General features: G+C 73.4%; 14 protein-coding genes and 1 pseudogene. 5 read left to right on the forward strand and 10 right to left on the reverse strand.

The features are described from left to right. Window positions 1-141: 141 nt before the first annotated feature. Both P8T65_RS19450 and P8T65_RS19455 read left to right on the forward strand, forming a co-directional pair. Window positions 142-900, forward strand: coding sequence for a Clp protease N-terminal domain-containing protein (locus tag P8T65_RS19450; RefSeq protein ID WP_316726550.1), 759 nt, complete (start codon window positions 142-144; stop codon window positions 898-900). A gap of 79 nt (window positions 901-979) precedes the next feature. Beyond that, entirely contained in the window at window positions 980-2,686 is a 1,707-nt protein-coding gene (locus P8T65_RS19455) for a bifunctional 3'-5' exonuclease/DNA polymerase (protein WP_316726551.1), read from the forward strand. A 163-nt stretch (window positions 2,687-2,849) separates the two neighbouring features. Here the strand turns inward: P8T65_RS19455 and P8T65_RS19460 are convergent, their stop codons facing one another. Then, the gene (locus P8T65_RS19460; RefSeq protein ID WP_316726552.1) at window positions 2,850-5,966 is read right to left on the reverse strand and encodes a BTAD domain-containing putative transcriptional regulator; all 3,117 of its coding nucleotides are present in this window, start codon (window positions 5,964-5,966) and stop codon (window positions 2,850-2,852) included. A gap of 493 nt (window positions 5,967-6,459) precedes the next feature. Next, complete coding sequence (locus tag P8T65_RS19465) at window positions 6,460-7,359, reverse strand: glycosyltransferase (protein WP_316726553.1); 900 nt, start codon at window positions 7,357-7,359, stop codon at window positions 6,460-6,462. A 373-nt stretch (window positions 7,360-7,732) separates the two neighbouring features. On the opposite strand from P8T65_RS19465, the gene P8T65_RS19470 reads away from it, so the two are divergent. After that, the gene (locus tag P8T65_RS19470; protein ID WP_316726554.1) at window positions 7,733-7,999 is read left to right on the forward strand and encodes a DUF6000 family protein; all 267 of its coding nucleotides are present in this window, start codon (window positions 7,733-7,735) and stop codon (window positions 7,997-7,999) included. A gap of 94 nt (window positions 8,000-8,093) precedes the next feature. Here P8T65_RS19470 and P8T65_RS19475 read toward each other — a convergent pair whose 3' ends face one another. The 3 genes from P8T65_RS19475 to P8T65_RS19485 all read right to left on the reverse strand — a co-directional run bounded on the left by P8T65_RS19475 (window position 8,094) and on the right by P8T65_RS19485 (window position 11,649). Further along, window positions 8,094-9,593 (reverse strand): Tat pathway signal sequence domain protein, encoded by a 1,500-nt coding sequence (locus tag P8T65_RS19475; RefSeq protein ID WP_316726555.1) that lies wholly within the window; start codon window positions 9,591-9,593, stop codon window positions 8,094-8,096. Window positions 9,594-9,745: 152 nt separating this feature from the next. After that, entirely contained in the window at window positions 9,746-10,675 is a 930-nt protein-coding gene (locus tag P8T65_RS19480; protein WP_316731641.1) for a zinc ribbon domain-containing protein, read from the reverse strand. 104 nt (window positions 10,676-10,779) lie between these two features. Further along, the gene (locus P8T65_RS19485; RefSeq protein WP_316726556.1) at window positions 10,780-11,649 is read right to left on the reverse strand and encodes a transposase; all 870 of its coding nucleotides are present in this window, start codon (window positions 11,647-11,649) and stop codon (window positions 10,780-10,782) included. 348 nt (window positions 11,650-11,997) lie between these two features. On the opposite strand from P8T65_RS19485, the pseudogene P8T65_RS19495 reads away from it, so the two are divergent. Beyond that, a pseudogene (locus P8T65_RS19495) lies at window positions 11,998-12,735 on the forward strand (LuxR C-terminal-related transcriptional regulator); the annotation flags it as partial. A 79-nt stretch (window positions 12,736-12,814) separates the two neighbouring features. Here the strand turns inward: P8T65_RS19495 and P8T65_RS19500 are convergent. Further along, window positions 12,815-13,906 carry a saccharopine dehydrogenase NADP-binding domain-containing protein gene (locus P8T65_RS19500; RefSeq protein WP_316726557.1) on the reverse strand — a complete coding sequence of 364 codons (1,092 nt, stop codon included), beginning with the start codon at window positions 13,904-13,906 and terminating at the stop codon, window positions 12,815-12,817. Between the two features lie 125 nt (window positions 13,907-14,031). On the opposite strand from P8T65_RS19500, the gene P8T65_RS19505 reads away from it, so the two are divergent. Continuing rightward, window positions 14,032-14,988: a helix-turn-helix domain-containing protein gene (locus P8T65_RS19505; RefSeq protein WP_316726558.1), complete on the forward strand. Its 957-nt coding sequence runs from the start codon at window positions 14,032-14,034 to the stop codon at window positions 14,986-14,988. Here P8T65_RS19505 and P8T65_RS19510 read toward each other — a convergent pair whose 3' ends face one another. The 4 genes from P8T65_RS19510 to P8T65_RS19525 all read right to left on the reverse strand — a co-directional run bounded on the left by P8T65_RS19510 (window position 14,989) and on the right by P8T65_RS19525 (window position 21,638). Next, on the reverse strand, window positions 14,989-16,239 hold the full coding sequence (locus P8T65_RS19510) for a carbohydrate ABC transporter substrate-binding protein (RefSeq protein WP_316726559.1): 1,251 nt from the start codon (window positions 16,237-16,239) through the stop codon (window positions 14,989-14,991). Continuing rightward, on the reverse strand, window positions 16,236-17,291 hold the full coding sequence (locus tag P8T65_RS19515) for a hypothetical protein (protein WP_316726560.1): 1,056 nt from the start codon (window positions 17,289-17,291) through the stop codon (window positions 16,236-16,238). The genes P8T65_RS19510 and P8T65_RS19515 overlap by 4 nt, the downstream gene beginning before the upstream one ends. Window positions 17,292-17,824: 533 nt before the next feature. Next, the gene (locus P8T65_RS19520) at window positions 17,825-19,531 is read right to left on the reverse strand and encodes a hypothetical protein (protein WP_316726561.1); all 1,707 of its coding nucleotides are present in this window, start codon (window positions 19,529-19,531) and stop codon (window positions 17,825-17,827) included. A 25-nt stretch (window positions 19,532-19,556) separates the two neighbouring features. After that, window positions 19,557-21,638, reverse strand: coding sequence for a tetratricopeptide repeat protein (locus P8T65_RS19525; RefSeq protein ID WP_316731642.1), 2,082 nt, complete (start codon window positions 21,636-21,638; stop codon window positions 19,557-19,559). Window positions 21,639-22,013: the final 375 nt, after the last annotated feature.

Consider the following 22,013-nt stretch of genomic DNA (forward strand, 5'->3'; position numbering starts at 1 on the left):
GGGTGGGGTGTGGCTGGGCGCGCCGTTCCTCGCGCCCCTTACGGGGCCTCTCGCGCGGCGGCGGGTGTGAGGGCGTGGCCGGTGCAGACCGGGCGTCAACTTCGGGTTGACACGCCAGGAGCGTCAACCTACGGTTGACACATGACGACGAATCCTCGAGTCACCTCCTCCATCCGTCTCGACGAACTCATCGAAGCCATCAAGAAGGTGCACCCGGAACCGCTCGACCAGCTCCAGGACGCGGTGATCGCCGCGGACCACCTCGGTGACGTGGCCGACCATCTGATCGGCCACTTCGTGGACCAGGCCCGGCGTTCGGGCGCGTCCTGGACGGACATCGGGCGGAGCATGGGGGTCACCCGACAGGCCGCGCAGAAGCGGTTCGTGCCGAAGGCCGAGAACGACCTCGACGCCAGCCAGGGCTTCAGCCGCTTCACCCCCCGCGCCCGGAACGTGGTCACGGCCGCGCACAGCGAGGGCAAGGCCGCCGGTGCCGTCGAAGGGCTGCCCGCCCACCTCGTCCTCGGGCTCCTCGCCGAGCCGGACGGGCTAGGGGCCAAGGCGCTCGTCGCCCAGGGCCTCTCCCCCGAGGCCGTACGGGACGCCGCCACCGCCGTCCTGCCGCCGGCCGCCGCCGAGGTCCCCGAGCTCATCCCCTACGGGCCCGACGCCAAGAAGGTCCTCGAACTCACCTTCCGCGAGGCCCTCCGCCTCGGCCACAACTACATCGGCACCGAGCACATCCTCCTCGCCCTCCTGGAGTTCGAGAACGGGCAGGGAGTGCTCAGCGGCCTCGGCGTCACCAAGGAGGCCACCGAGGCGAACGTGACCGAGGCGCTCCAGACACTCCAGGCCCTCATGCAGGAGCAGGGCCAGGGGCAGGACGGCAAGCAGGCATAGGGGCCGGGGGCGGTGGGTGTGCCGTGGGTCGGGTCGCGTCGCCCGGCGGTTGTCAGACCCCCCTGTCACACTCGCACCCATGACCGACCGGTGGGTGCTCGCGACGGCCGAGGACGGGGGCGTGGAGATCGCCCCGCTCGGCGCCGACGGGCTGCTCGCAGGGGCGGTGACGCGGGAGCCCGACCTTGCGGAGGCGGTTCGACGGCGCGGGCCGCAGGTGGGGCGGTGGGTGTGGCGGTCCACCGGTGAGGTGTATCCACGGCTGCTCGCCACGGGGGTGCGAGTGGAGCGGTGTTACGACATCGAGGACGCCGAGACCCTGCTGCTCGGACACGAGGGCCGACTCGGCGAACCCCGCTCCGCCGCCGCAGCGCTCGCCCGGCTCCGTCGCGCCCCCGTCCCCCCGGACCCGCCCGCGCGCTCGGCCGACCCCGGCGCCCAGCCCTCCCTGTTCGAGCCCCGCCCCGTCCATGTCCCCCTCACCGAACTGGTCGAGGTGTACGCGGACCAGCAGCGGCGGCACGACGCCACCGCCCACCCCGACCGGATGCGCCTGCTGACCGCCGCCGAGTCGGCCGGAATGCTGGTCGCCGCCGAGATGAACCGGGCGGGGCTGCCGTGGCGGGCCGACGTCCACCGTGGCGTGCTGCACGAGATGCTCGGCGAGCGGTACGCGGGCGGGGGCGAGCCACGTCGGCTCGCCGAACTCGCCGAGGAGGTGTCGCAGGCGTTCGGGCGGCGGGTGCGGCCCGATCTGCCCGCCGATGTCGTCAAGGCCTTCGCCCAGGCCGGAATCCGGATCAAGTCCACCCGGCGCTGGGAGATCGAGAGCCTCGACCATCCGGCGGTGAAGCCCCTTCTGGCATACAAGCGGCTGTACCGGATCTGGGTCGCCCACGGATGGTCCTGGCTCCACGACTGGGTCCGCGAAGGCCGCTTCCGCCCCGAGTTCCTCGCACACGGCACGGTCACCGGACGGTGGGTCACCAACGGCGGAGGCGCCCTGCAGATCCCCAAGGTGATCCGCCGCGCCTGCGTCGCCGACCCGGGCTGGCGGCTCGTCGTCGCTGACGCCGACCAGATGGAACCCCGGGTACTGGCCGCCATCTCCCGCGACCCCGGGCTGATGGAGGTCGCGGGCCGCCCCACCGACCTCTACCAGTCCGTCTCCGACCGCGCCTTCTCCGGCAACCGCGAACACGCCAAACTCGCCGTGCTCGGAGCCGTGTACGGGCAGACGTCCGGGGACGGGCTCAAGAACCTCGCCGCGCTGCGCCGACGGTTCCCGCTCGCCGTGCGGTACGTCGACGACGCGGCCCGCGCGGGCGAGGAGGGCCGGCTCGTACGGACCTGGCTCGGGCGTACGTGCCCACCGGCGGTCGGCGCCTCGGACTCGGTCGGCGACGAGGCGGGCCTCCCCCAGGACGACGGTGACCCCGACACGCGGGAGCGTGCGCAGGGCGACGAGTGGGTGCCCGGGTACGCCTCCACCAACTCCCGAGCCCGGGGCCGCTTCGCCCGTAACTTCGTCGTCCAGGGCAGCGCCGCCGACTGGACCCTGCTGCTGCTCGCGGCCCTCCGCCGCGCCCTCGACGGCATGGCGGCCGAGCTGGTCTTCTTCCAGCACGACGAGGTGATCGTGCACTGCCCGGAGCGGGAGGCGCCGGCCGTGGTGGCGGCGATCCGTGAGGCGTCGGAGCTTTCGGGGCGGCTGGCGTTCGGGGAGACGCCGGTGCGGTTTCCTTTCACTACGGCGGTGGTGGAGTGCTACGCGGATGCGAAGTGAGGGGGCGGGGGCGGGTGCGGGGGCGCCTTCCGGGGTGGAGGGTGCGCCGGGTGGCGGCTGCGGGTTCGTTGTGGCTGGTCGCGCCCACGCGGCGGCAGCCGCAGATTCCATGCCGCCCCGCGCCCCTGGAGGGCGGCTGCGCCGCCGTTCAGGGGCGTGAGGCTTACGGCGTGCGGTTCTTCAGTAGTTCTCTCAGGTCCGTCGCCACCGTCGAGTCCGTGTCGTCCAGGATTTCCTGGGCGCGTTCCCATTCGTGGTAGGCCTCCTCCTCATGGCCGTCGGCCCGGAGCAACAGCCCCCGCTGGTGTCGGGCCAGGCCCACGGCGTACTGGTCGGCGCGGCGTTCGGCGAGGTCGAGGAGGACGGCGCACTCCTCCGACGCGCGGTCCGGGCGCCCGAGTTCGCGCAGGGCCCGGACCAGGCCGAGCCGGGACTTGGACTCGCCCTGCCAGTCCTCCTCGTCGCCGAGGATGCGCAGGCTCTGCTCGAAGTTGCGTACGGCGGCGGCCGGTTCGCCGAGGCGGAGGTGGGCGTAGCCGATGTTGCAGTGCGCGGTGTGCCGTACGACGAGGCTGTCCGCGATCTCGCCCAGCGCCAGGCTCCGTTCGTGGTGGGCGATGGCGGCGCGCGCGTCGGTGTGTTTGTACAGGTTGCCGAGGTGGCTGAAGGTCACCGCCTCGCCGTAGGGGTCGCCGAGCTGCCGGGACAGTTCCAGGCTCTGCCGGAGCGTCTCCTCGCTCTCCTCGTAGCGGCCGAGGCTCGCCAGTACGAGCCCCCGGTTGTTCAGGCAGCGCCGTACGCACGACACCACTCCGAGGCGGCGCCACAGCTTCAGGCCCTCGTCGTTGAGGGCGAGCGCCTCCGAGGCCCGGCCGGACATGAAGTGCAGCCCCGCACGATCGGTGAGGGCGAACGCCTCGGCCTCGTCGTCCCCGAGGGACCTCGCGACGTTCAGCGCGTGCCGTCCGAGCACGTCCAACTCGGCCAGCCGGCCGCCCCGGTGCAGATGGGGGAAGAGGTGGCGGACGAGGGTGAGGACGAGCGGCGCCGCCGGGCCACCGTCCTCCCGGGCGCAGCGTTCCACCAGGGCGACGATGTTGGGGAGTTCGCGGTCGCCCCAGGCAAAGGCCTCCTCGGCGGAGGTGAGTTCCGGGGGCCCCGGATCCGGCACGGGCACGGTGGTCCGCAGGCGTTCGTCGCGCTCGTAACCCGGCGGGAGCATCACCAACAGGCTCTGCCGGGCGTGTCCGGCGTACCAGCCCAGGGCCTGCTGGACGGCCTCGGAGGTGTCGGCCGGGTCGGCGAGTTCGCGGGCGAAGTGGCGCACGAGGTCGTGCGGGACGTAGCGGCCGTACGTCGTCTCCTCCAGGAGAGCCACGTCGACGAGGCGGTCGAGGGCGGCCTCCGCGCGGAACTCGTCGGTGCCGGTGAGGCGGGCGAGGAGCGGCGCACCGTAGGCGGGCAGATCGAGGGCGCCGATGCGGCTCAGGACGTGGGCGGCGTCGCGGTCGGGTTCGCGGTGGGAGGCGTGCAGGGCCTCGTGGGCGACGGCGAGGGAGCGGCGGACGCTCAGGTCGTCGTATTCGAGGTGCTGCAACCGCCCTTCCGTGGCCGCCAGTTGACCGGCCAGCGCGTCCGGGGTGAGGGCGCGCCGGGCGGCGAGGCGGGCCGCGACCACGCGGAGGGCGAGCGGGAGGCGGCCGGTGAGTTCCACGAGGGGGTGCGCGGCGTCCAGGCCCACCGCGCGGCCCGAGGCGGCCCGTAGCAGGGCAGCGCTCTCGTCGTCCGACAGCGGGGCGAGCGGGAAGCGGTGGGCGCCGTCCAGCGCGGTGAGGGGCGAGCGGCTCGTCACGATGACCGCGCAGCCGGAGCCCGCCGGGAGGAGGGGCCGCACCTGGGCGGCGTTCGCGGCGTCGTCCAGGACCATCAGGGTGCGGGTGGGGGCGAGGGTCGAGCGGAGCAACGCGGCGGCGGCGTCCGGGCTTTCGGGTATGCGGCGAGGGGCGGTGCCGAGGTCGCGGAGCAGGGCGGCGAGGGCCTGGGCGGGGGTGAGGGGGGTCATGCCCGGGGTGGCGCCGTGGAGGTTGATGTACAGCTGGCCGTCGGGGAAGTGCTCGGCGAGTTCATGGGCGAGGTGGAGGGCGAGGGCACTCTTGCCCACGCCGGCCATGCCGCTGATGACCGCCGTCGGCGAAGCAGGGCGCCCGTGGGCTCGGGGGCCGCCCCGCGCCCCTGGCGGAGTGGCGGTGCGGGTCTCGTCACATGCGGCCCCGGCCAGTTCCTGGCGAAGCTCCGCGAGTACCTCCGTCCTGCCCGTGAAATAAGCCGGAGGGGGCGGGAGTTGGGCCGGGCGGAGCGGGAGATCCTCGGCAGGGGGGTCGGAGGGGGTCGTCGGGCGGGGCTCGGGGGGCTGCTCGCGCAGGATCTCCACGTGCGCCTCGCGGACGGCATGCCCCGGCTCCACGCCGAGTTCGTCGAGGAGGCGCGCGCGGAGGTCGCGGTGGACGGCGAGGGCCTCTGCCTGGCGGCCCGTGCGGTGCAGGACGAGCATGAGGAGCCGGTGGAAGGCCTCGCGCAGAGGGTGTTCGGCGACGAGGGCGGCGAGTTCGGGGGCGAGGGCGCCGAGCGCGTGCGCCCCGGCGGGTTCCGCCTCCGCCCTGTCGGCCGCGAGGTGGAGTTCGGCGTCGTACCGGCGCTCCAGCAGCAACAGCCGTGCCTCCTCCAGGCGTTGGACGAACGCCTGGGCGCGGAACTCCTCGACCGGCAGTCCCCCGAGCGGTGTGCCCCGCCACAGGGCGAGCGCGGCGGTGGACTCGCGCACGGTGCGGGCCCAGTCGCGCTCGGCGTGTGCGGCACGGGCGGCGCGGACGTGGGTCTCGAAGACGCGGACGTCCAACTCGCCCTCGTCGACCCGCAGCAGATAGCCCGGCGGGATCGCGCGCAGCCGCTCGGGGTCGTCCAGCAGCCTGCGCAGCCGGGTCACGTGGTTCTGCAGGGAGGCCTGCGCGGAAGGCGGTGGCGCCGCGTCCCACAGCACGTCCTTCAGGGTGTCGACGGAGACGACCCGACCGGGTTCGAGAAGCAGCGCGACGAACAGGGCGCGCATCTTGCCGCTGCCGACGGAGCGTACGCCGCCAGCGGGGTCGCGGCGGTTCGAAGGGCCGCCGCCGGAACCCATGGCTTTCCCGGGCACTTGGGTGGCATCCGCGTCCCCGGCACCGATGCCGGTTCCGTACAGAACCGGCGGACCGAGCAGTCCGAACCGCAGCCCGTCCCGCATAGAACCCGTCCGCTGCCTTTCCGCACCGTCGTTCCGGGCCCGCCCCGCGGCGACCTGCCGCCGCCTCCCGTACGGCTCCCCGTGGAACCGTTGGGCTCATGTTAGCGATCCGTTGGCGGGACCTGATGTGATCACTTCATCGGATCCGGCGACGACGGCGCACGCGTGAGACGCGTAGCTCGGGGGAGTGCCGCCGCCGCTGCCGGATCCGGGAACCGCACAAAGCGCTGTGCCCCGGTCGGTGGGGGGAACGACCGGGGCACTCGTGTGTGCGGGACCTGTTGACGCCCTCGCCCGCGTGAACGCAGGCGATTGCGGTCAGCACCGCTACGCGGTGCCACCTCGGGTTCCTGCTTCACGGGCCCCTGCCACCCGGAGGTGGTCCTACAAGGCCTCCACAGGCCTGACTTCCCGCCCGTCCGGCGGTAGGTCCGCCAACCACGTTGTCGGACAGAGCGACTTCAGCGGCGGCGGGCCTACAGGATCGTTGGGCCTACAGGATCGGCGGGCGGCCCAGCCGTGTCAGGCGCCAGACCGTCCGCCAGCTCATCGGCCGGCGCTCGCCACCCGACTCGCGCCAGCCCTCCGCGAAGCCGCCGAACCAGGCCTTCAGACCGCCCGCCGAGCGCATCCGCAGCAGAGTGATGAGGACCCACACGCCCAGGTGGACGGGGATGAGCGGGAGCGGGAGGCGGCGGCGGGCGAGCCAGACGCGGTTGCGGGCGTTGACGCGGTAGTAGATGGCGTGCCGGGCCGGTGAGGTCTTCGGGTGCTGGAGGAGCAGTTCGGGGGCGTACAGCACGGTCCAGCCGGCGTCGAGCGCCCGCCACGCCAGGTCGGTCTCCTCGTGCGCGAAGAAGAACTCGGCGGCCCAGTCGCCCGTCTCGCCGAGCATGGCCATGGAGAGGGCGTGCCCGCCGCCGAGGAACCCGGTGACCGGGCCTCCGCGCATCGGGTCCTTCGCCCCGACCCTCGGTACGTGCCGCCGCTGGGTCTCGCCGTGTTCGTCGGCGATCCGGAACCCGACGATGCCGAGGCGGGGGTCGGCGACGTACAAGTCCCTTACGCGGCGCAGCACATCGGCGTCGACGAGCAGACCGTCGTCGTCCAGTTCGACGACGACGTCGATGTCGCCGAAGGCGCGCAGCCGCTCCAGGGCGACGTTCCGGCCGCCTGGGCAGCCGAGGTTCTCGTCCACCTCGATGAGGGTGACCTCGCCGGGCAGGTCCAGCCGTTCGGCGAACTCGGGGAGCGGGCAGCCGTTCCCCACGATCACGATGCGTGCGGGCGCGACGTCCTGCTTGGCCACGGAGGCGAGCAGCGCGTCCACCTCCGCGGGCCGATTGCCCATCGTCACCACGGCGACAGCGACCCGAGGCCCGGCCTCCACCACGACACCAACCCCATTCCGTCCACGGACCGCCGACGACGACCGGCGCGGTCGACGAACGCCGACCCGCTTCCCGTCCCCCACCGACTGTTTACGGCCGGGATGCTAGTCGTTCACGCCGGAGACTTCGCATCGACTCCGCTACTTCGCCGTCCCCGGCCCTCGTTCGTCACGCGGGTTCTCCCCCGCCGAGACACCGACTGCCGTCTTCCCGGGCGCACTTGAGTACGCATCAGCCCCAGGCCCGCGCCGGTCGTTCTCGGCCGTTTCTGCCCTGCTCGTCCATGGCGCTGATGGCTCTGACGCGCTGCTGGCGCTGACGCATTGCCCCGTGGCGGACGGACCGCATCTACGCTTCCGACATGGTGGAGCGGGGATGGCGGAGAGAGCTGCGCGCGGGTCGCGGGTGAGTGGCCGGTTCCTGCGGTTCGAGGGGGCCACCCGAAGGCGGTCCCTGCACCCTCTGCTCGCCGACGCCGCGTCGATCACGGACGCCGAGCTGGACGCCCCGCTCTTCGAGGGCCGGCGGCCCCGCCTCACCGCCACGTGGCTGATCGGCGTATCCCGACGGACCTCCTACCGGCCCCGCCTCGGTGAACTGCTGCCGGCCGGCGAGACGGTGTACGCGGGACCGGGCTCCTGACCGCCGGCGCACCCCTCTCCCACCGTGACGGGACGTACAACCCCCGTGCCCGGAGCGCGAGTCGGCGCTCCGGGCCCCGGTGCGGGCGCAGGCCTCAGGCCCGCAGCGGGTTCGAGCGGACCGCTGCCATCAGGTACCAGGCCGTGGCGCCCGTGTGCCGGTACGGGTAGTAGCCGAACCCGAAGCCCGTGTCGAGGGGGCTGCTGGCCGAGACGACGCCCGAGCGGTCGGGGAGGGCGCGGCCGCCGACGGTCTGGGCGGTGCCGAGGAGGTCCTGGGCGCGTTCGAGAGAGGCGAGGAGGCGCCGGGCGCGCTTCTCGTCGCCGCGCGCGCCCCGGTCGCGCAGGGCGAGCGCGAGATGGGCGGTGCCCTCGAACCAGACGCCGTTGCGGTTGGGCTTGGGCTGGAACTCGGCGATGGGCGCGTCCTCGTTCGCGAGGAGGCCGGCCGAGCTGAAGGTCACGCCCTCGTACGACTGCCCGGCGGGGACCGTGCTGTTGCGGCGCTCGGCGTGGTCCGAGACGGCGAGTTCCCGGGCCGCCCAGTCGAGGGAGCGCGCGTAGCGGTCGGAGTCGAGGGCGAGGTGGGTCCAGGTCTGGGTGTCCTCGGGGATCGGGGACTTGTTGACGGTGACGCCGTCGTTCGTGCCGGTGTAGAAGAAGCCGCCGGACACGCCCCGGCCCGGCTCCCACATGCCCTTCACGAACGCCTCGGCCCGGGCCCGCCGCCGCCACCACACCCGGTCGCCCGTGAGCCGGGCGAGCCGCCCGAACAGGCAGATCAGGTCGGTGTTGTGCTCGGTCGAGGTGAACGGCAGCTTCTCGTTCGCCCCGTTCACGCCGAACTTGTAGCCGCCGAGGGGCTCGTCGGTACGGCCGGTCCGCTCGATCCACTCCCCGATCCGCACGGCGGCGGCCAGGAACCGCCGGGCCCCGGTCCGCCGGGCCAGCGCACTCAGCGCGATGCCCGCCCAGGCCATGTCCCCCACGGCCGTCCCCGTGAAGCCGAACTGCGTGCCGACGTTGGCCGTCCCGTCCGCCCGGACGAACCCGTCCGGCTGCGGTACGCCGTCGTAGTGGACGTACGGCCCGACGTTGTACGCCTGGCGCAGCCGGCCGTCGTCGTACGCCGGGTCGTGCTCCTGGGCGTAGATCAGCGCGTCCCCGAGCGCCACCGCCCGGGCCCGGCCGTCCTCGGTGCGTACGGCGAGGTGGGCGAGGATCGCGAGGGCGTTGTCGTAGGTGAAGGCCGTACTGAACAGGCCCGCCTGGTCGGTGTAGCTCTGGGTCAGCCGGAGGTCGCCGTGGTCGGGGTAGGCGTCCATCGCGGCGGCGAGGAAGGCGTGCCCGCGCCGGGGGGCGGAGCCGCCGGACGCGGCGGACGCCGCGGACGCCTGCGATGCCGGGGATACCGGGTATGCCGGGTATGCGGCGTGGGCCGTGCCGGCGCCCGCGCCGACTGCGGTGAACGCCGCCGCCGCGCCGAGGCCGGTGCCGAGGAGCCTGCGGCGGCTGAACGCGCGGGCTCGTGCGCCGGTACTGCCGGTGCTACCTGTGCTGCCGGTGGTGCCGCTGGTGCCCGTTCTGCCGGTCATGGGTCTCCCTTGGAGGTGCGAGGGGCGGGTGCGAGGTGCGAGTGCGAGGGGCAGGTGGGAGGTGCGGATGCGCGTGCGTGCGCGCCCGGAGTCCGTTCTGAGAGCGCTCTCAAGCGGATGGGGGCTCATTCTGCTGGCGCGCCCCGCGCGGGTCAACGCCCGTGCGCGGCAAGGGAGGTGGGTGACCGGGTGAGCGGAGTGGGCGCCCCGGCACCTGGTGGGTGCGCGGGGCGCCCGCGGGATCCGGGGCCCAGTGCGCGGACTCCGCCACGCGCCCCCGGCCTCGGACCCCGGAACCGCGAGGCCAGTCCTCTACGACACGGACCTCGCGGTCGTTCAGCGGTACCGGACACCACTGTCCGATGCGGTCGGACAGGGCGGCGACAGGCGAGGGCCAGGAGGGAGCCAGCCAGAGTATGAGCGCGTACAGCATTCGGTACGCCCCTTTCACACCTCTTCACACCCCGAGGTAAGTCGGACTTGTCCACTTCCGGGGTTTCGTCGCTCACTCCGTTCGCAACGCCCTGGCCGTACCCGTCCGCGCCGCCCACGGCGACGGAGATGACGACCATCGTCACGGTCTGACGGTGTGTCATGCCGAGCGCCTTGAGCACTCCGAGGTCGCGGACCCGTTCGCGGGTGTCGAGGACGACCGTTTGACATCCTCCCCCTCTTAAAAGAGTAGGGATTCCAGCCCGTTCGGGCTGAGGTTCACGGACGCTCGACCGCTGGTTGGGCGGTGTCGTCCCTCCGGCACCGGCTGTGCGCCGGGGGCGGGGGATGCCGCCCTGTCCTGCCGCGATGTTGATGCTTGCGTTGGTGTCGGCGTTGCAGGTGAAGCCGCAGGAGGAACAGACGAACCCGGCTTGGCTCTTGCGCGAGTTCTTGTCGATCCAGCCACAGGCACTGCACCGCAGGCTGGTGTAGGGGGCGGGAACGTCCTCGACCCGGCCGGGGGCCTTGTGTCCGGTGCGCTGGCGGAGCAGGCCCCAGCCCTGGGCGAGGATCGCCCGGTTCAGGCCGGACTTCTGCGCCACCTGCCTGCCGGGCCGCTCCACGGTTCCCTTCGCGGAGCGGGTCATCGTCTTGATGTTCAGCTTCTCGAACCGGATCAGCTCATAGCCGCGAGCGAGCAGGGTGCTGGTCTTCTCGTACCAGTCCTTACGCCGGTTCGCCTCCCGCGCCCTCAGCCCGGCCACGATCGCATGCTCGGCCGCCTTGGCAGGGCTGCCTTTGGGCGCTCTGGCCGCGCGCCGCTGGTGCTTGCGGATCCGGGCGCGTTCCTTGACGGTGAGCTGGGGCAGTTCAGCCTCCGGCCGTCGGAGAGGGCGGCAGTGATCGTGACGCCCCGGTCGATGCCGATCACCGTATCCGTGCCGGGCCCCTCGACCGGGTCGGGGATGACGGCGAAGGCGATGTGCCACTGCCCGTTGCGGAAGGTGACCCGGAACGTCTTGGCGGCGGGCAGTTTCGCGCCTTTGCCCTCGGCGCTGAGGCGGAAGCGGACCCACCCGCGGCCGGGCACCCTCACCTGTGCCCAGCGCCGGTTCAGCCTCTGCACGACTACCGAGCGGCCCATGACCTGCCTGCCGGTCTTCGCGTTCAGCTTCGGCGACCCGTCCGCCTCGTATTCCGGCACGCGGTCGGTGCCGATGCCCCGGAAGCCCTCGTGCACATGCTTCCTGCGCCAGGTCGGCTCACCGAACCCGGACGTGAACCTTGCACTCTTGGCCCGGGCGAAATCCTTCAACGCCTGCTGCTGCACATCCGCGTTCCCCTCACCCAGCCACGCGTTCTCCCGCCGGGCCTCGGTCAGCTGACGGCACTGCTCCGCGAAACCGGGCGCGGACCTGCGACCCGGCCTCCAGTACGTGTGCTGCTCGACAGCAAGATTCCACACGTACCGCGCGTGCGCGCAGTGCGTGAGCATCTGCTCGGCCTGCGCAGGCGACGGATACATCCGGAAACGAGGCATTGCCACGAACCTAGACACCCCGTTCCCCTCCCGCGCACGACTTCGACCAACATCACCCATGAGAGTGACCGACACGCTCATCCCTTCCAGGGCAACCCCCAACCACAGGACCCCAACCCGCCGACACCACGAACGATTGAGGCCGACCCCCACCTGCCTGTCCCTCCCGAAACGCCGAATCGCCCCGACGGCGATCCGGCATTCCCCTGCCCGGCAAGCAGGGTGGGCGGTGGTCGCACGCCGGTGGGCGGAGGTCTGCCCTCCCTGCTGCGTGCTGCGGGCCCCGCCCCGCCCGTCCCGCTGAGCCTGGACCGCCGACGCGTGCCTCGCCTTCCTCCTCGCCGCCTGCACGGTGGTGGCCACGACGGCACAGGACGCGAGCGCGGACGGGCGCCTGCCGCACAGGGTGCTGACACCGGTCCCGGGAGGCTGGCCGGTGCCGCCCGAGGCCCCGCCCCTGCCGGCACCCCCGTATCTGACGCAGGATCTCGGCGCGCCCCACGCCTGGCAGTTGCTCCTCGCCGCCCTGACCGCGCTCCCGCTGCTGGTCCGGCGCCGCTACCCGCTGACCGCGTTCTGGGCGGTGATCATCACGACGATGGCGTTCAACGAGCGTGCGGGGGCGGCCGAGGCGACCGGGTACACGTCCTGATGGACATCCGCATGCCCGGCACGGACGGCCTGGAGGCGACCCGGCGCATCCTCTCCGGCACGGTCCCCGACCCGCCCCGCGTCCTCATGCTGACCACCTTCGACCTGGACCGTTACGTCTACGCCGCCCTCACCGCCGGCGCCAGCGGCTTCCTGCTGAAGAACGTCACCCCCGAGCACCTGGTCGCCGCCGTCCGCCTGGCCCGCACCGGCGACGCGCTCCTCTCCCCCGCCATCACCCGCCGGCTGATCGAACGCTTCGTCTCCCCGTCCCCCGAGACCCCGGTCCTCCACCGCGACCTGGCCCCCCTCACGCCCCGCGAACTACAGGTCCTCCGGTCCCTCGCCACCGGCCTCAGCAACGCCGAACTGGCCGCCCACTTCCGCCTCAGCGAAGCCACCGTCAAGACCCACGTCGCCCGCATCCTCGCCAAACTCCGCCTCCGCGACCGCGCCCAGGCCGTCGTGGTGGCGTACGAGACGGGCCTGATCGTTCCGGGATCGGCAGCCGGGACGCCGCCCCCGAGGGATAGCGCCAGTCCCGTGCCCCCAGGGCCCCGGTCCCCCTGTGCCCGGTCCCCTGCCCCTCTCGCCCCTATACCTCCCTACCTCCCTGCCTCCCCAGCTCCACCGAGACGTGCGCGGACAGCGCGCCGAGGAAGTCGGCCGCGTCGAACGCCGCCCCGGCGGAGAGCACACCGGCCCCCTTCACCCGCCCCTCGGTCACGCGCCGCACCGCCTCCACCGCGAGCGGCGCGCTGACGGCGTAGATGTCCTGTCCGCGCGCCGTGGCCCGCCGTTCCACGCCCCCGGAACGCACGACGACGTCGACCACGAAGGTCTGCGCGGACCGCCCGTGCTCGTCGACGGCGACCGGCGCGGGGGTGTCCGGCGCGGCCAGATCGCGCGCGGCCTCGACCGTCATGTACGTCCGCACCTCGGGGACGGCCAGATGGGTCGGCACGGTGACGATGTCGGCCATGCTGAACTCCCCGATCACGGCCCTGGTCCCCATCGGCTCGGGGAAGTCCCACTTCGTGGCCGGGGCCGCGTCGTCCCGGTACTCCAGCCGCCCGTCGGCGTACCGGACCCGCCGCCCGCCCCGGCGCTGCCGCGAGACCGCGCCCGCGTCCCGCGTCCCCGCCGTGGGGTGCCATCCGCTCAGCCCGTACGCGATGTGCGCCTCGTCCACCGCCGTCCAGCCGGCCGACTCGGTCGCGGCGGTGACCAGCAGGTCCCCGAGTCCGCCGAAGAAGGCCATGGCGGGCACCACGGCGACCCCCGCCGCCCGCGCCGGTTCCTCGAACCGCGCGAACGTGTCGAGATTGGCCTCGATCTCGGCCGCCACGTCCACATACGGAATCCCGGCGCGCAAGGCCGCCTCGATCACCGGCGCGGCCGTCTCCGCGAAGGGCCCGGCACAGTTGACCACGGCGTCCGCCCCGGCGAACGCCCGGTCCAGGGAGCCCGGTTCACCGACCGAGGCGACCCGCACCCACCCCTCCGGCCCCGGCCCCGGCCCCTGTCGCTCCTGTGCCCCCGGCAGCCCCGCTGCCACCGCCCGCAGCTTCGCCGCGTCCCGCCCGACCAGCAGCGGCACGAACCCCCGCGCCCGCAACTCCGCCACCACGAACCGTCCGGTGTGCCCCGACGCCCCGAACACCGCGACCGTACGCCCCGCGCTCATCCGCACTCCCCCACATCCACTGTCACCATCGGCGAAGCGTCGACCGCCTCGCCTGAGGACCATCCTTCCGAGCGCGGCCGCCCACCACGAGTGTCCGAAACGACGAGCCCCGTACAATTTCCGACATGCCGAGCCCGAAGCCGACCACCATCGCGCTCGCCGTCACCGACGGCATGCTGCACTTCGAACTGGCCCTCGCCTACGAGGTGTTCGGCTCCGATCTCTCGCACCTGGTGGACCCCTGGTACGAGTTCGCCCTCTGCGGCCCCGGCCCCGTCTCCGTGGGCCGCTTCCGCCTGGAGCCGGACCACGGCCTGGACCGGCTCCGCCACGCCGACACGGTGATCGTCCCCGGCTGGACCGATGTGGACGTGGCACCGCCCGGCGAACTGGTCGACGCGGTCCGCGCGGCGCACGAGGCGGGCGCCCGGATCGCCTCGCTGTGCACCGGCGCGTTCGTCCTGGGCGCCGCGGGACTCCTGGACGGCCGCCGGGCCACCACGCACTGGGCGCACACGGACGTCCTGGCCGCCCGCTTCCCCGACGTGGAGGTCGACCCGGACGTCCTCTACGTCGACAACGGCAGCGTGCTCACCTCGGCGGGCAAGGCCGCCGCGATGGACCTCTGCCTGCACCTGGTCCGCCGCGACCACGGCTCGGCGGTCGCCAACACGGTGGCCCGCCGACTGGTCGTACCCCCGCACCGTTCGGGCGGCCAGGCCCAGTTCGTCCCCGCCCCGGTGCCCACCCGGAGCGACCACCCGCTGACCGACCTGCTCCCGTGGACCCTGGAACGCCTCGATCAGCCCCTGACCGTCGAGGATCTGGCCCGCCGCGCGAGCATGAGTTCGCGCACCTTGACCCGGCACTTCCGCGCGGCCACCGGCACCACCCCGCTCCAGTGGCTCCTCACCCAACGCATCCGCCGCGCCCAGGAGCTCCTGGAGACCACCTCCGACAGCGTCGACGCCATCGCCACCACCACGGGCATGGGGACGGCCGCGACCCTCCGCCGCCACTTCAACCGCACCCTCGGCGTCCCCCCGGACACCTACCGCCGCACCTTCCACGCCGCCCGCTGACTACGTACTGCACACCGTGCTCAGCGGCGCCCGCCGGTCGGGCCGCGCCTCCGCCACGTTCTGTACGTCGGCCAGCAGCCCCGGCACGTCGAGTTCCTCCCCGGCGGCGGCCCGGGCGATCGTCAGCAGGACGGCCTCGTAGAAGGCGTCACGGACGGCGGGGGGCATCACGTCGGAGGCGTCGAGACAGCGGGGCCCGGTCCCGGTGAGGCGCTTGGCGATCTCCCGTTCGACGGGGCCGCCCTCCTGGCGCACCCGCCGGTTCGCGGAGAAGACGTCCGCGGCCTGAGACCACTTCCGCTGGCCCTCCCGCGAGGCCAGCCGCTCGATCAGTTCACCGGCTCGCGGGCGGTCGCTGAACAGCGCGGCGAAGTCACCGGTCACCTCGTGGCCTCGGACCCGGTAGCCGCCGCCGGGCAACAAGGGAGCGGAGTCCATCAGGCCCGCCCCCTGCCACTTGTCCCCGTAGAAGGAGCGAGCGAAGGAGCCCTGGTGCTCCAGCGCGCACCCGCCCTTGCCCTCGAACAGCAGCCCGTACTCGCCGGGGGCGCCGCGATGGTCGGTGAGCAGGGCGCGCCCCGCCGCCGCCTCGTCCTGCCGGAGCAGTCCGGCCCACGCCTCCCACGCCTCGCGCACCGCGGTCCCCGTCCACGGCACCGAGGCGTCGCCCAGCGCCCACTTGCCGTAGATCTCCGGGCCCTCCCGTTGCAGCACGAGGTCCTCGATCCAGTCGCTGCCGGGCCAGCCGGACGCTCCGTCGTCGCCCATGCCGATGCACCAACTGGTGAGCGGGGCAGGCGAGTTCGCGGGGCGTTGGCCCTCTCGATACCAGACGATGCTCTTCAGATCCGCCTTGACCGGCACCCAGTACGCGTCCTCCCGGGGCGAACTCACCGGCTTCCAGGGGGCGCCGTACTCCTCCTCGGTGTAGAGGCCGTTCAGCGACTTGAGGAGGTTCTGGTCGGCGTACTCGGCGAGTTCGCCGACGCCCGGCATGATCGCGATGTCCGGGGGCTCCCCCGACTGCACCTTGGACAGCAGCACCTCGCGCTGGGCGGCGGTGCCCTGGTACTCGAAGGGGATGCCGAAGCTCCGCAGCACGTCCTCGAACTGCTCTCCCTGCTTGTCGGTCCACGGTCCGAGGATGGTCACCGGTTCGTCGTCCCGCTCCGACCAGACCGCGACCATGCCTCCGGCGCAGACCAGCAGCAGCGCCGCGAGCAGCACGAGCACCTTGAACCGCCGGGTCACCGCCGCCTCCAGTAGTCGCTGTCGAGCCGGAGACCGACGCCGATCACGGGCAGGACGACGATCAGCAGACCGCCGGTCAGGGTGCCCTGGTACACCCGGTCGGTCCAGGTGTCGTCGGCCAGGACGCTCCGCACCTCCTCGGACTTCGCCGTGACGGTCCGCTGCGCGTGCTCCAGTTCCTGGCCGCAGCAGGCGTCCGTGGAGACCTGGGTGATCTCCCGCAGATCCCCGACGACACGATCGAGGTCGTCCTGGGCGGACCCCATCGTGAGCAGCGGAACGACGGCGAGCAGCACGGTGAGCGCGAAGGCCGCGAGCAGATACGGGTTCCAGTCCCGGCCGCACCGGTCGCGCAGTACGAACAGCGTGGAGAGAAGGGTGAACGCCAGCGCCACCAGGGCGAGTTCGGCGATCCACCAGCCGCCGCGCTGCAGCCACCCCTCGGTGGCGGTGGCGGTGGCGTGCTTCAGCTGCGTCCGCTGCATGTCGTCCAGACGGGGTACGAGTCCCACGCCCTCGCGCGTGAGCAGCGAGCGTGCCTCGGTGAGCTTCTGGTGCCGCATGAGCGGCTGGTCCCGGTACATCACGGTGCCGAGGGTGAGGGAGTTGCTGTAGGTGGCGAGCAGCCCGTTGACGGTCCCGAGGTCCTGGTCCGTGCGGTCCGCGATCCTGGACAGCCCCTGGTCGGCAGCGGAGAGCTGGGCCCGGTAGGTCTCGCCGCGGCCCGCCACGTCGACGAACTCCCTCTCGCCGAGGGCGCGGGCCTCGCGGTCGGCGCGCAGCACCGCGAGGCGGGTGGCGGCGAGCCCCTGCACGGCCGGTGCCTCCTTCTCGGCGACCGTCCCCGCGCCGCCCTGGATCTGCCGGCAGGACACGAACAGGGCCCCGGCCGCCACGAGCGCACACACCGCCAGCAGCACCAGATGCAGCTCCAGCAACCGCCGCGTCCGCCACCGCCCCAGCCGGGCCCGCCAGAAACCACCGAGGGAGTGACCGAGGGAGTACGACCACCGCCGACGCCGTGAGGAGGAACGCCGGGCGGCGAAGAACACGGACCCGCCCCGGCGCGCCGGCATCGACGCGGACGCGGTGATGGCGGTGGCGGTGGCGGTGGCGGTGGCGGTGGCGGTGAAGCGTAAGGACGCGAGTCGGCTCCGGCGCGTCGAGAGCGCGGCGCCCTCCCGGGAAGCCGCCGCCGGGCGTCCGCTCGGAGGAACGGCGGGGAAGTGCCGGCTCCTGTCGTCGTCGGCTGAGCGGCGCCTTCGCCGGACCGCACCGAGAACCCGACCGCCCCACGAGGCCTTTCCCGCTCGTCCGCCACGGAGAACCCACGCGGGCCGGCCGTCACGAGGAACCCATTCCGACCGCCAGGCACGAAAAGCCCACGCAGACCACGCGCCGCCCAGTGCCCACTTCGAGAAGCCGCCGCGAAGGCCCCATTCCCAAGGGCCCACGCGAAGAGCCTTCACAGACCACCCGTCCCGGAGAGCCCACTCCGGCCAACCGCCACGCAAGGCCCACTCCGGCCGCCCGCCACGTGCGGCCCGCTCCGGCCGTCCGCCCCCGGATGCCCCCTGGTCGGCCGTCACAGCAGTTTCTCCCCGCAGGCTATGCAGTAGCGGGCCTCGCTCCCGGCGGGGGCGGCGCACCGGGCGCAGCGCGCGCCCGGTTGCGGAGCCGCGGTGCCGGTCAGCGGCACGGGCCGGGACCCCGCGCGCAGGATCATCGGCCCGAGCGTGGACGCGTCGACGGCGTCGCCCGGGCGCAGCCGGACCCGCCCCGCCGACGCGTCCTCGATGTCGGCGACCGCACCGATCTCGTGCAGCACCCAGTCCGTGCCGAACCGGGCCGCCAGCCGCGCCGCCCGCCCCAAGTGCCCCTCGGCGACGTCCCACCGCCGCTCCCCGAGCGCGACGAGCCCTCGGCGCAACGCGTCCCGCATCAGGGTGCGCGACTTCTGCTCGCGCACACTGTCGCCCCCGGCCGCGACCTCGGGCGGCGGCAGCTCGGGCCGGTGCCAGCGCGCGGTGACCGCCGCGTGGACGTCCCCGACGGACACCATGGCGAACTGCAACCACGTCTCCAACGGGTCACCGTCGGCGTCGGCGACGAGCGTGAGCAGATAGTCGCGTCCGCCCTGCTCCCACTGGTACGTCGGAAAGCTCCAGTGATGCGGCCGCCCGGGCTGCGGAAGTCCACCGAGACGATGCGGCCGGGGCGCCTTCTCGTTCAGCGCGACCTGCCGCACCGTGGGCCGTACGGTCACCTCGATCGGCAACTGCGGGGCGTGCACCCGGCGCAATCGCCGTACGGCGGCGGTGATCGCCCCGCCGAGGCCGTCGTCCACGAACTCGGCGGTGCCGTGCAGCCGTTCGGCGAGCGTCAGCAACGGCTCGGGCGCCCAGTCCGCGCCCACGGCGAGCACATCGCAGGTGAAGTGCCCCGCGCAGGCGTCCAGTTCCTCCTCCAGCCGGGTCTCGCCAGGGCCGCTGCTGCCGTCGGTGATCAGCAGCAGATGCCGTACGGACAGCGGGCGGGCCGCGAGCAGGCCGCGCGCCCTGGCCGCCCAGACGGCGTACCCGGCGGGGCGCGGGCCGTCCCGGTGCAGTGGTATCGCGCCTGCCGCGAAGGCGGCCCGGCGCTTCTCGTGCTGATCGGCGACGGCCCACTCGGCGTCTCCCCGTGGGTAGCAGGGGGCCGGCTCGGGGCCGGCGCCGAGCACGGTGAACGAGATGCCGTCGGGCAGTCCCCTGAGCGCGGCCGGCAAGGCGTGCCGGACGACCGCCCGGAGAGGTTCGGCGACATCGACCGCGATGATCACAGCGAGCTCGATCGCGGACAGCTCGGCGGGGGCGTCCCCTGCGGTCACGTCCACCCGCAGATGCGCCTCGATCTTCGCGCTGCGATGCGGCCGCACATCGCCGTCGAGGTCGACCCGCACGCGGATCTCCGGCCGCGCCGACCGCGCGTGGCCACCCGTACGCCCGTCCGCACGCCCGTCCGCACGCGCTTCCGCACCACCGCGTGTACGCCCGCCCACGAGCCCGTCCCCCTGCCCGCCCGTACGACGCTCCATACGTCCGCCCCCACGCCCGCAGCCCGTCCGCCCGCTCACGCCCTGGCCCATGTGCCCGCTCACGTACCGCCCCATGTGCCCGCCCACGCACCGGCTCATGTGCCCGCCCACGCGCCCGCTCATGTTGTGCGTCACCGTTCCTTCCCCGTTCGTCGCCGTACGCACCTCATGGCCACTGCCCGCCAGCCCCTCCAGCCCCTCCAGCCCCTCAGGCAACTAGTCCCTCTCCCTCCTCCCCCAGTCAGACCACGGTCTGTGGCCGTACCGCCTGGAGGAGGTCCACGAGGTGTTCGTGCGCGGCGGTCGTCTCCCCGTGCCGGGCGGCGAGTTGGCGGTAGTGGGACTCGATCCGTGCGCGCAGCTCCCGCTCCTGCGGGCTCAGCCGCCGCAGACTGCCGGGATCGAGCCGCCCGCCGCCCGCTCCCCCGGGGCCGGGCCGGTCGCCACGGCTGTGGAGCGCGTCCAGCTTCCACTCGTGCAGTTCGGTGCTGAGGCGCAACGCCTCGTCCTCGGACAGGCTCGGCCCGCCGGCGCCCGGTTCCCGGAGGACGAGGTCGCTCAGTTCGGCCAGCGCCGCGTCGACCTCGCTGGGCGCGGGCAGCGGATCGTCGTCGCGGGGCAGCCGGGCCGCGCGGATGCGCAGGGAGGCGATCCGGGTGACGGTGTGGTCCAGAGTGCCGGGACGGACCCGGCCGAGGACGTCGAGGGCGGCCCGGCGGTCGCCCGCGCGGAGCGCGAGCCGGGCGAGCCCCAGGGCCGCGCCCCCGTGCGCGGGGTTGCGGGCGAACACGGCCTCGTACAGCTCCTTGGCCGTGGGCCCGGCCGTGTCGTCGCCGAGCCGTTCGCCGCAGTAGGCGAGGGCCAGCTTGGGCGCGTACTCGCCGGGCAGTTCGAGGCGGACGGCGGCGAAGTGGCCCTTGGCCTCGGCGACCCGGCGCGGGTCGCCGTCGAGGTCGGCGCGGCGCAGCGCGACCAGCGCGCGGTGCCACTCCAGGCGCCACCGGCGCACGGCGGGCGGCCCGGGGATGGAGTCGGCGGTGTCCAGCTCCTCCTGTGCGCGCTCCAGGTCGTCCCGGGTGTTCCTGCCCAGCAGGACCCGTACGTTGTGCAGGCGGATCTCGACCGAGGGCGGCTTGCCCTCCTCCTGGTCGAGGAGCCGGCCGGGGTCGTAGCCGCTGCTCACCTCGAACCGCGTGGTCTGCGGGTCGCCCGGGTAGCGCCTGGGCACCGGCAGCCGACGGGCGATCTCGGTGAGGGTGGGCGCGCCGAGGTCGAGGGCGGGGGCGAGGGGCGGGTCGTACCGGTCGCGGCGGGGTCGGTCGAGCCAGTGCTCGATGCCGGGCACGGTGCCGAGCCGAGCGCCGAGCAGTTGGGGGGACGGCCAGAAGTAGTCGGAGGGTTCGGGCGGGTCGCTCTTGCCGCGCAGGGCGCGGATCTCCCGCAGCGCGCCCCGCAGTTGGCCGGCCATCTCGCGGGCGTCGGCGAAGCGGAGCCCCGGATCGGTGCGGGTGGCGCGGTCGACGACCTCGTGGAAGGAGGCGGTGCCGAGGCCGGGCACCTCGTCGACGGCCCAGCCGGCGAGTTCCCGCAGGGTGACCCCGACGGTGTGCAGGTCGTGGGCGGTGGTGGGCATGGGCGAGGACGCGGTCTCGGGCGCCATGTAGTCGGGGGTGACATGGGCGGGCGGCTGACTCTGTCCCCGCTCACGCATCCCGCCGAGATCGATGACCTTGACACCGTCCCCGTGGTGCACGACGTTCGAGGGCTTCATGTCCCCGTACACGAAGCCTCTTTCGCCACTCATGTGCAGATGCACGAGTGCTTCGAGGATCTGGCAGCCGTACGCGGCCACGTGCTCGATGTCGAGGACGGACTCCCCGCGTCGGGTCTCCTTGACCACCTTGTCGAGGGTGCCGTCGCCGACGTCGTCCATGACGATGTACCCGCCGGTGACCCGCCCGGAGTCGTCGCGCCGGGCGACGAAGTCGCGGATCTGGACGATACGGGGGTGGCGGATGGCGACGAGGTTGCGGCGTTCGACGTCGGCGAGCCGGGCCCCGTCCTGCTCGTACCGGTTGAGCAGCCCTTTCACGGCGACGACGTCACCGAGGTGCGTGTCCTCGGCGAGGTAGACCCAGCCCTGGCCGCCGTGCGCGATGGGCCCCATGATCCGGTACTGGTCGCGCAGCACGTCGCCCTCGGCGAGTTCGGGCCGGTACGAGTAGGGCTCGCCGCAGGCCGGACAGTACCCCTCGACCGGCACCGGGCCCACGGTGTAGGGCGGCGCGAAGGTGATGCCGCACTCGCCGGACGAACAGACCATACGGACGCGCAGCGGCGCCTCGGGGTGGATGAGGCGCTCCTGGGCGGGCCGCGAGGCGCGCTCGGGCAGCGCGAGCAGCTCGGCGGGCCCGAACTCCCGGGCCTCGCCGGGCAGGGCGGGCAGCCGGGGCCCGTCCTCAGCACGACCACACACGGCACAATGCCGGGTGGGCAACAGGACCCCACCACAGGGAGCCCCACTGAACCGCCGATGCGGACACCTGGGCGCCCCACGGCCATCGACTCCTCGGCCACCTTCCCCGGGACCGTCCCTCCCCGACCCCCTTTCTTCATGGCCACCTGCCCCCGAGGCACCCTTCGCCCGGTCCCCACTCCCCGGCCCGACCCGACCGCCGGGCCTCATGCCAGACCTCCG

It is taken from the genome of Streptomyces sp. 11x1 (genome assembly GCF_032598905.1).
Lineage (GTDB): Bacteria > Actinomycetota > Actinomycetes > Streptomycetales > Streptomycetaceae > Streptomyces.

Excerpts from the sequence above, each read along its gene's own strand:
- P8T65_RS19505 (WP_316726558.1), top strand. The coding sequence starts at position 14,032 with ATGCCGAGCCCGAAGCCGACCACCATCGCGCTCGCCGTCACCGACGGC.
- P8T65_RS19475 (WP_316726555.1), bottom strand. The coding sequence starts at position 9,593 with ATGACCGGCAGAACGGGCACCAGCGGCACCACCGGCAGCACAGGTAGC.
- P8T65_RS19525 (WP_316731642.1), bottom strand. The coding sequence starts at position 21,638 with ATGGTCTGTTCGTCCGGCGAGTGCGGCATCACCTTCGCGCCGCCCTAC.
- P8T65_RS19470 (WP_316726554.1), top strand. The coding sequence starts at position 7,733 with ATGGCGGAGAGAGCTGCGCGCGGGTCGCGGGTGAGTGGCCGGTTCCTG.
- P8T65_RS19480 (WP_316731641.1), bottom strand. The coding sequence starts at position 10,675 with ATGACCCGCTCCGCGAAGGGAACCGTGGAGCGGCCCGGCAGGCAGGTG.
- P8T65_RS19485 (WP_316726556.1), bottom strand. The coding sequence starts at position 11,649 with ATGAGCGTGTCGGTCACTCTCATGGGTGATGTTGGTCGAAGTCGTGCG.
- P8T65_RS19450 (WP_316726550.1), top strand. The coding sequence starts at position 142 with ATGACGACGAATCCTCGAGTCACCTCCTCCATCCGTCTCGACGAACTC.
- P8T65_RS19500 (WP_316726557.1), bottom strand. The coding sequence starts at position 13,906 with ATGAGCGCGGGGCGTACGGTCGCGGTGTTCGGGGCGTCGGGGCACACC.
- P8T65_RS19455 (WP_316726551.1), top strand. The coding sequence starts at position 980 with ATGACCGACCGGTGGGTGCTCGCGACGGCCGAGGACGGGGGCGTGGAG.
- P8T65_RS19460 (WP_316726552.1), bottom strand. The coding sequence starts at position 5,966 with ATGCGGGACGGGCTGCGGTTCGGACTGCTCGGTCCGCCGGTTCTGTAC.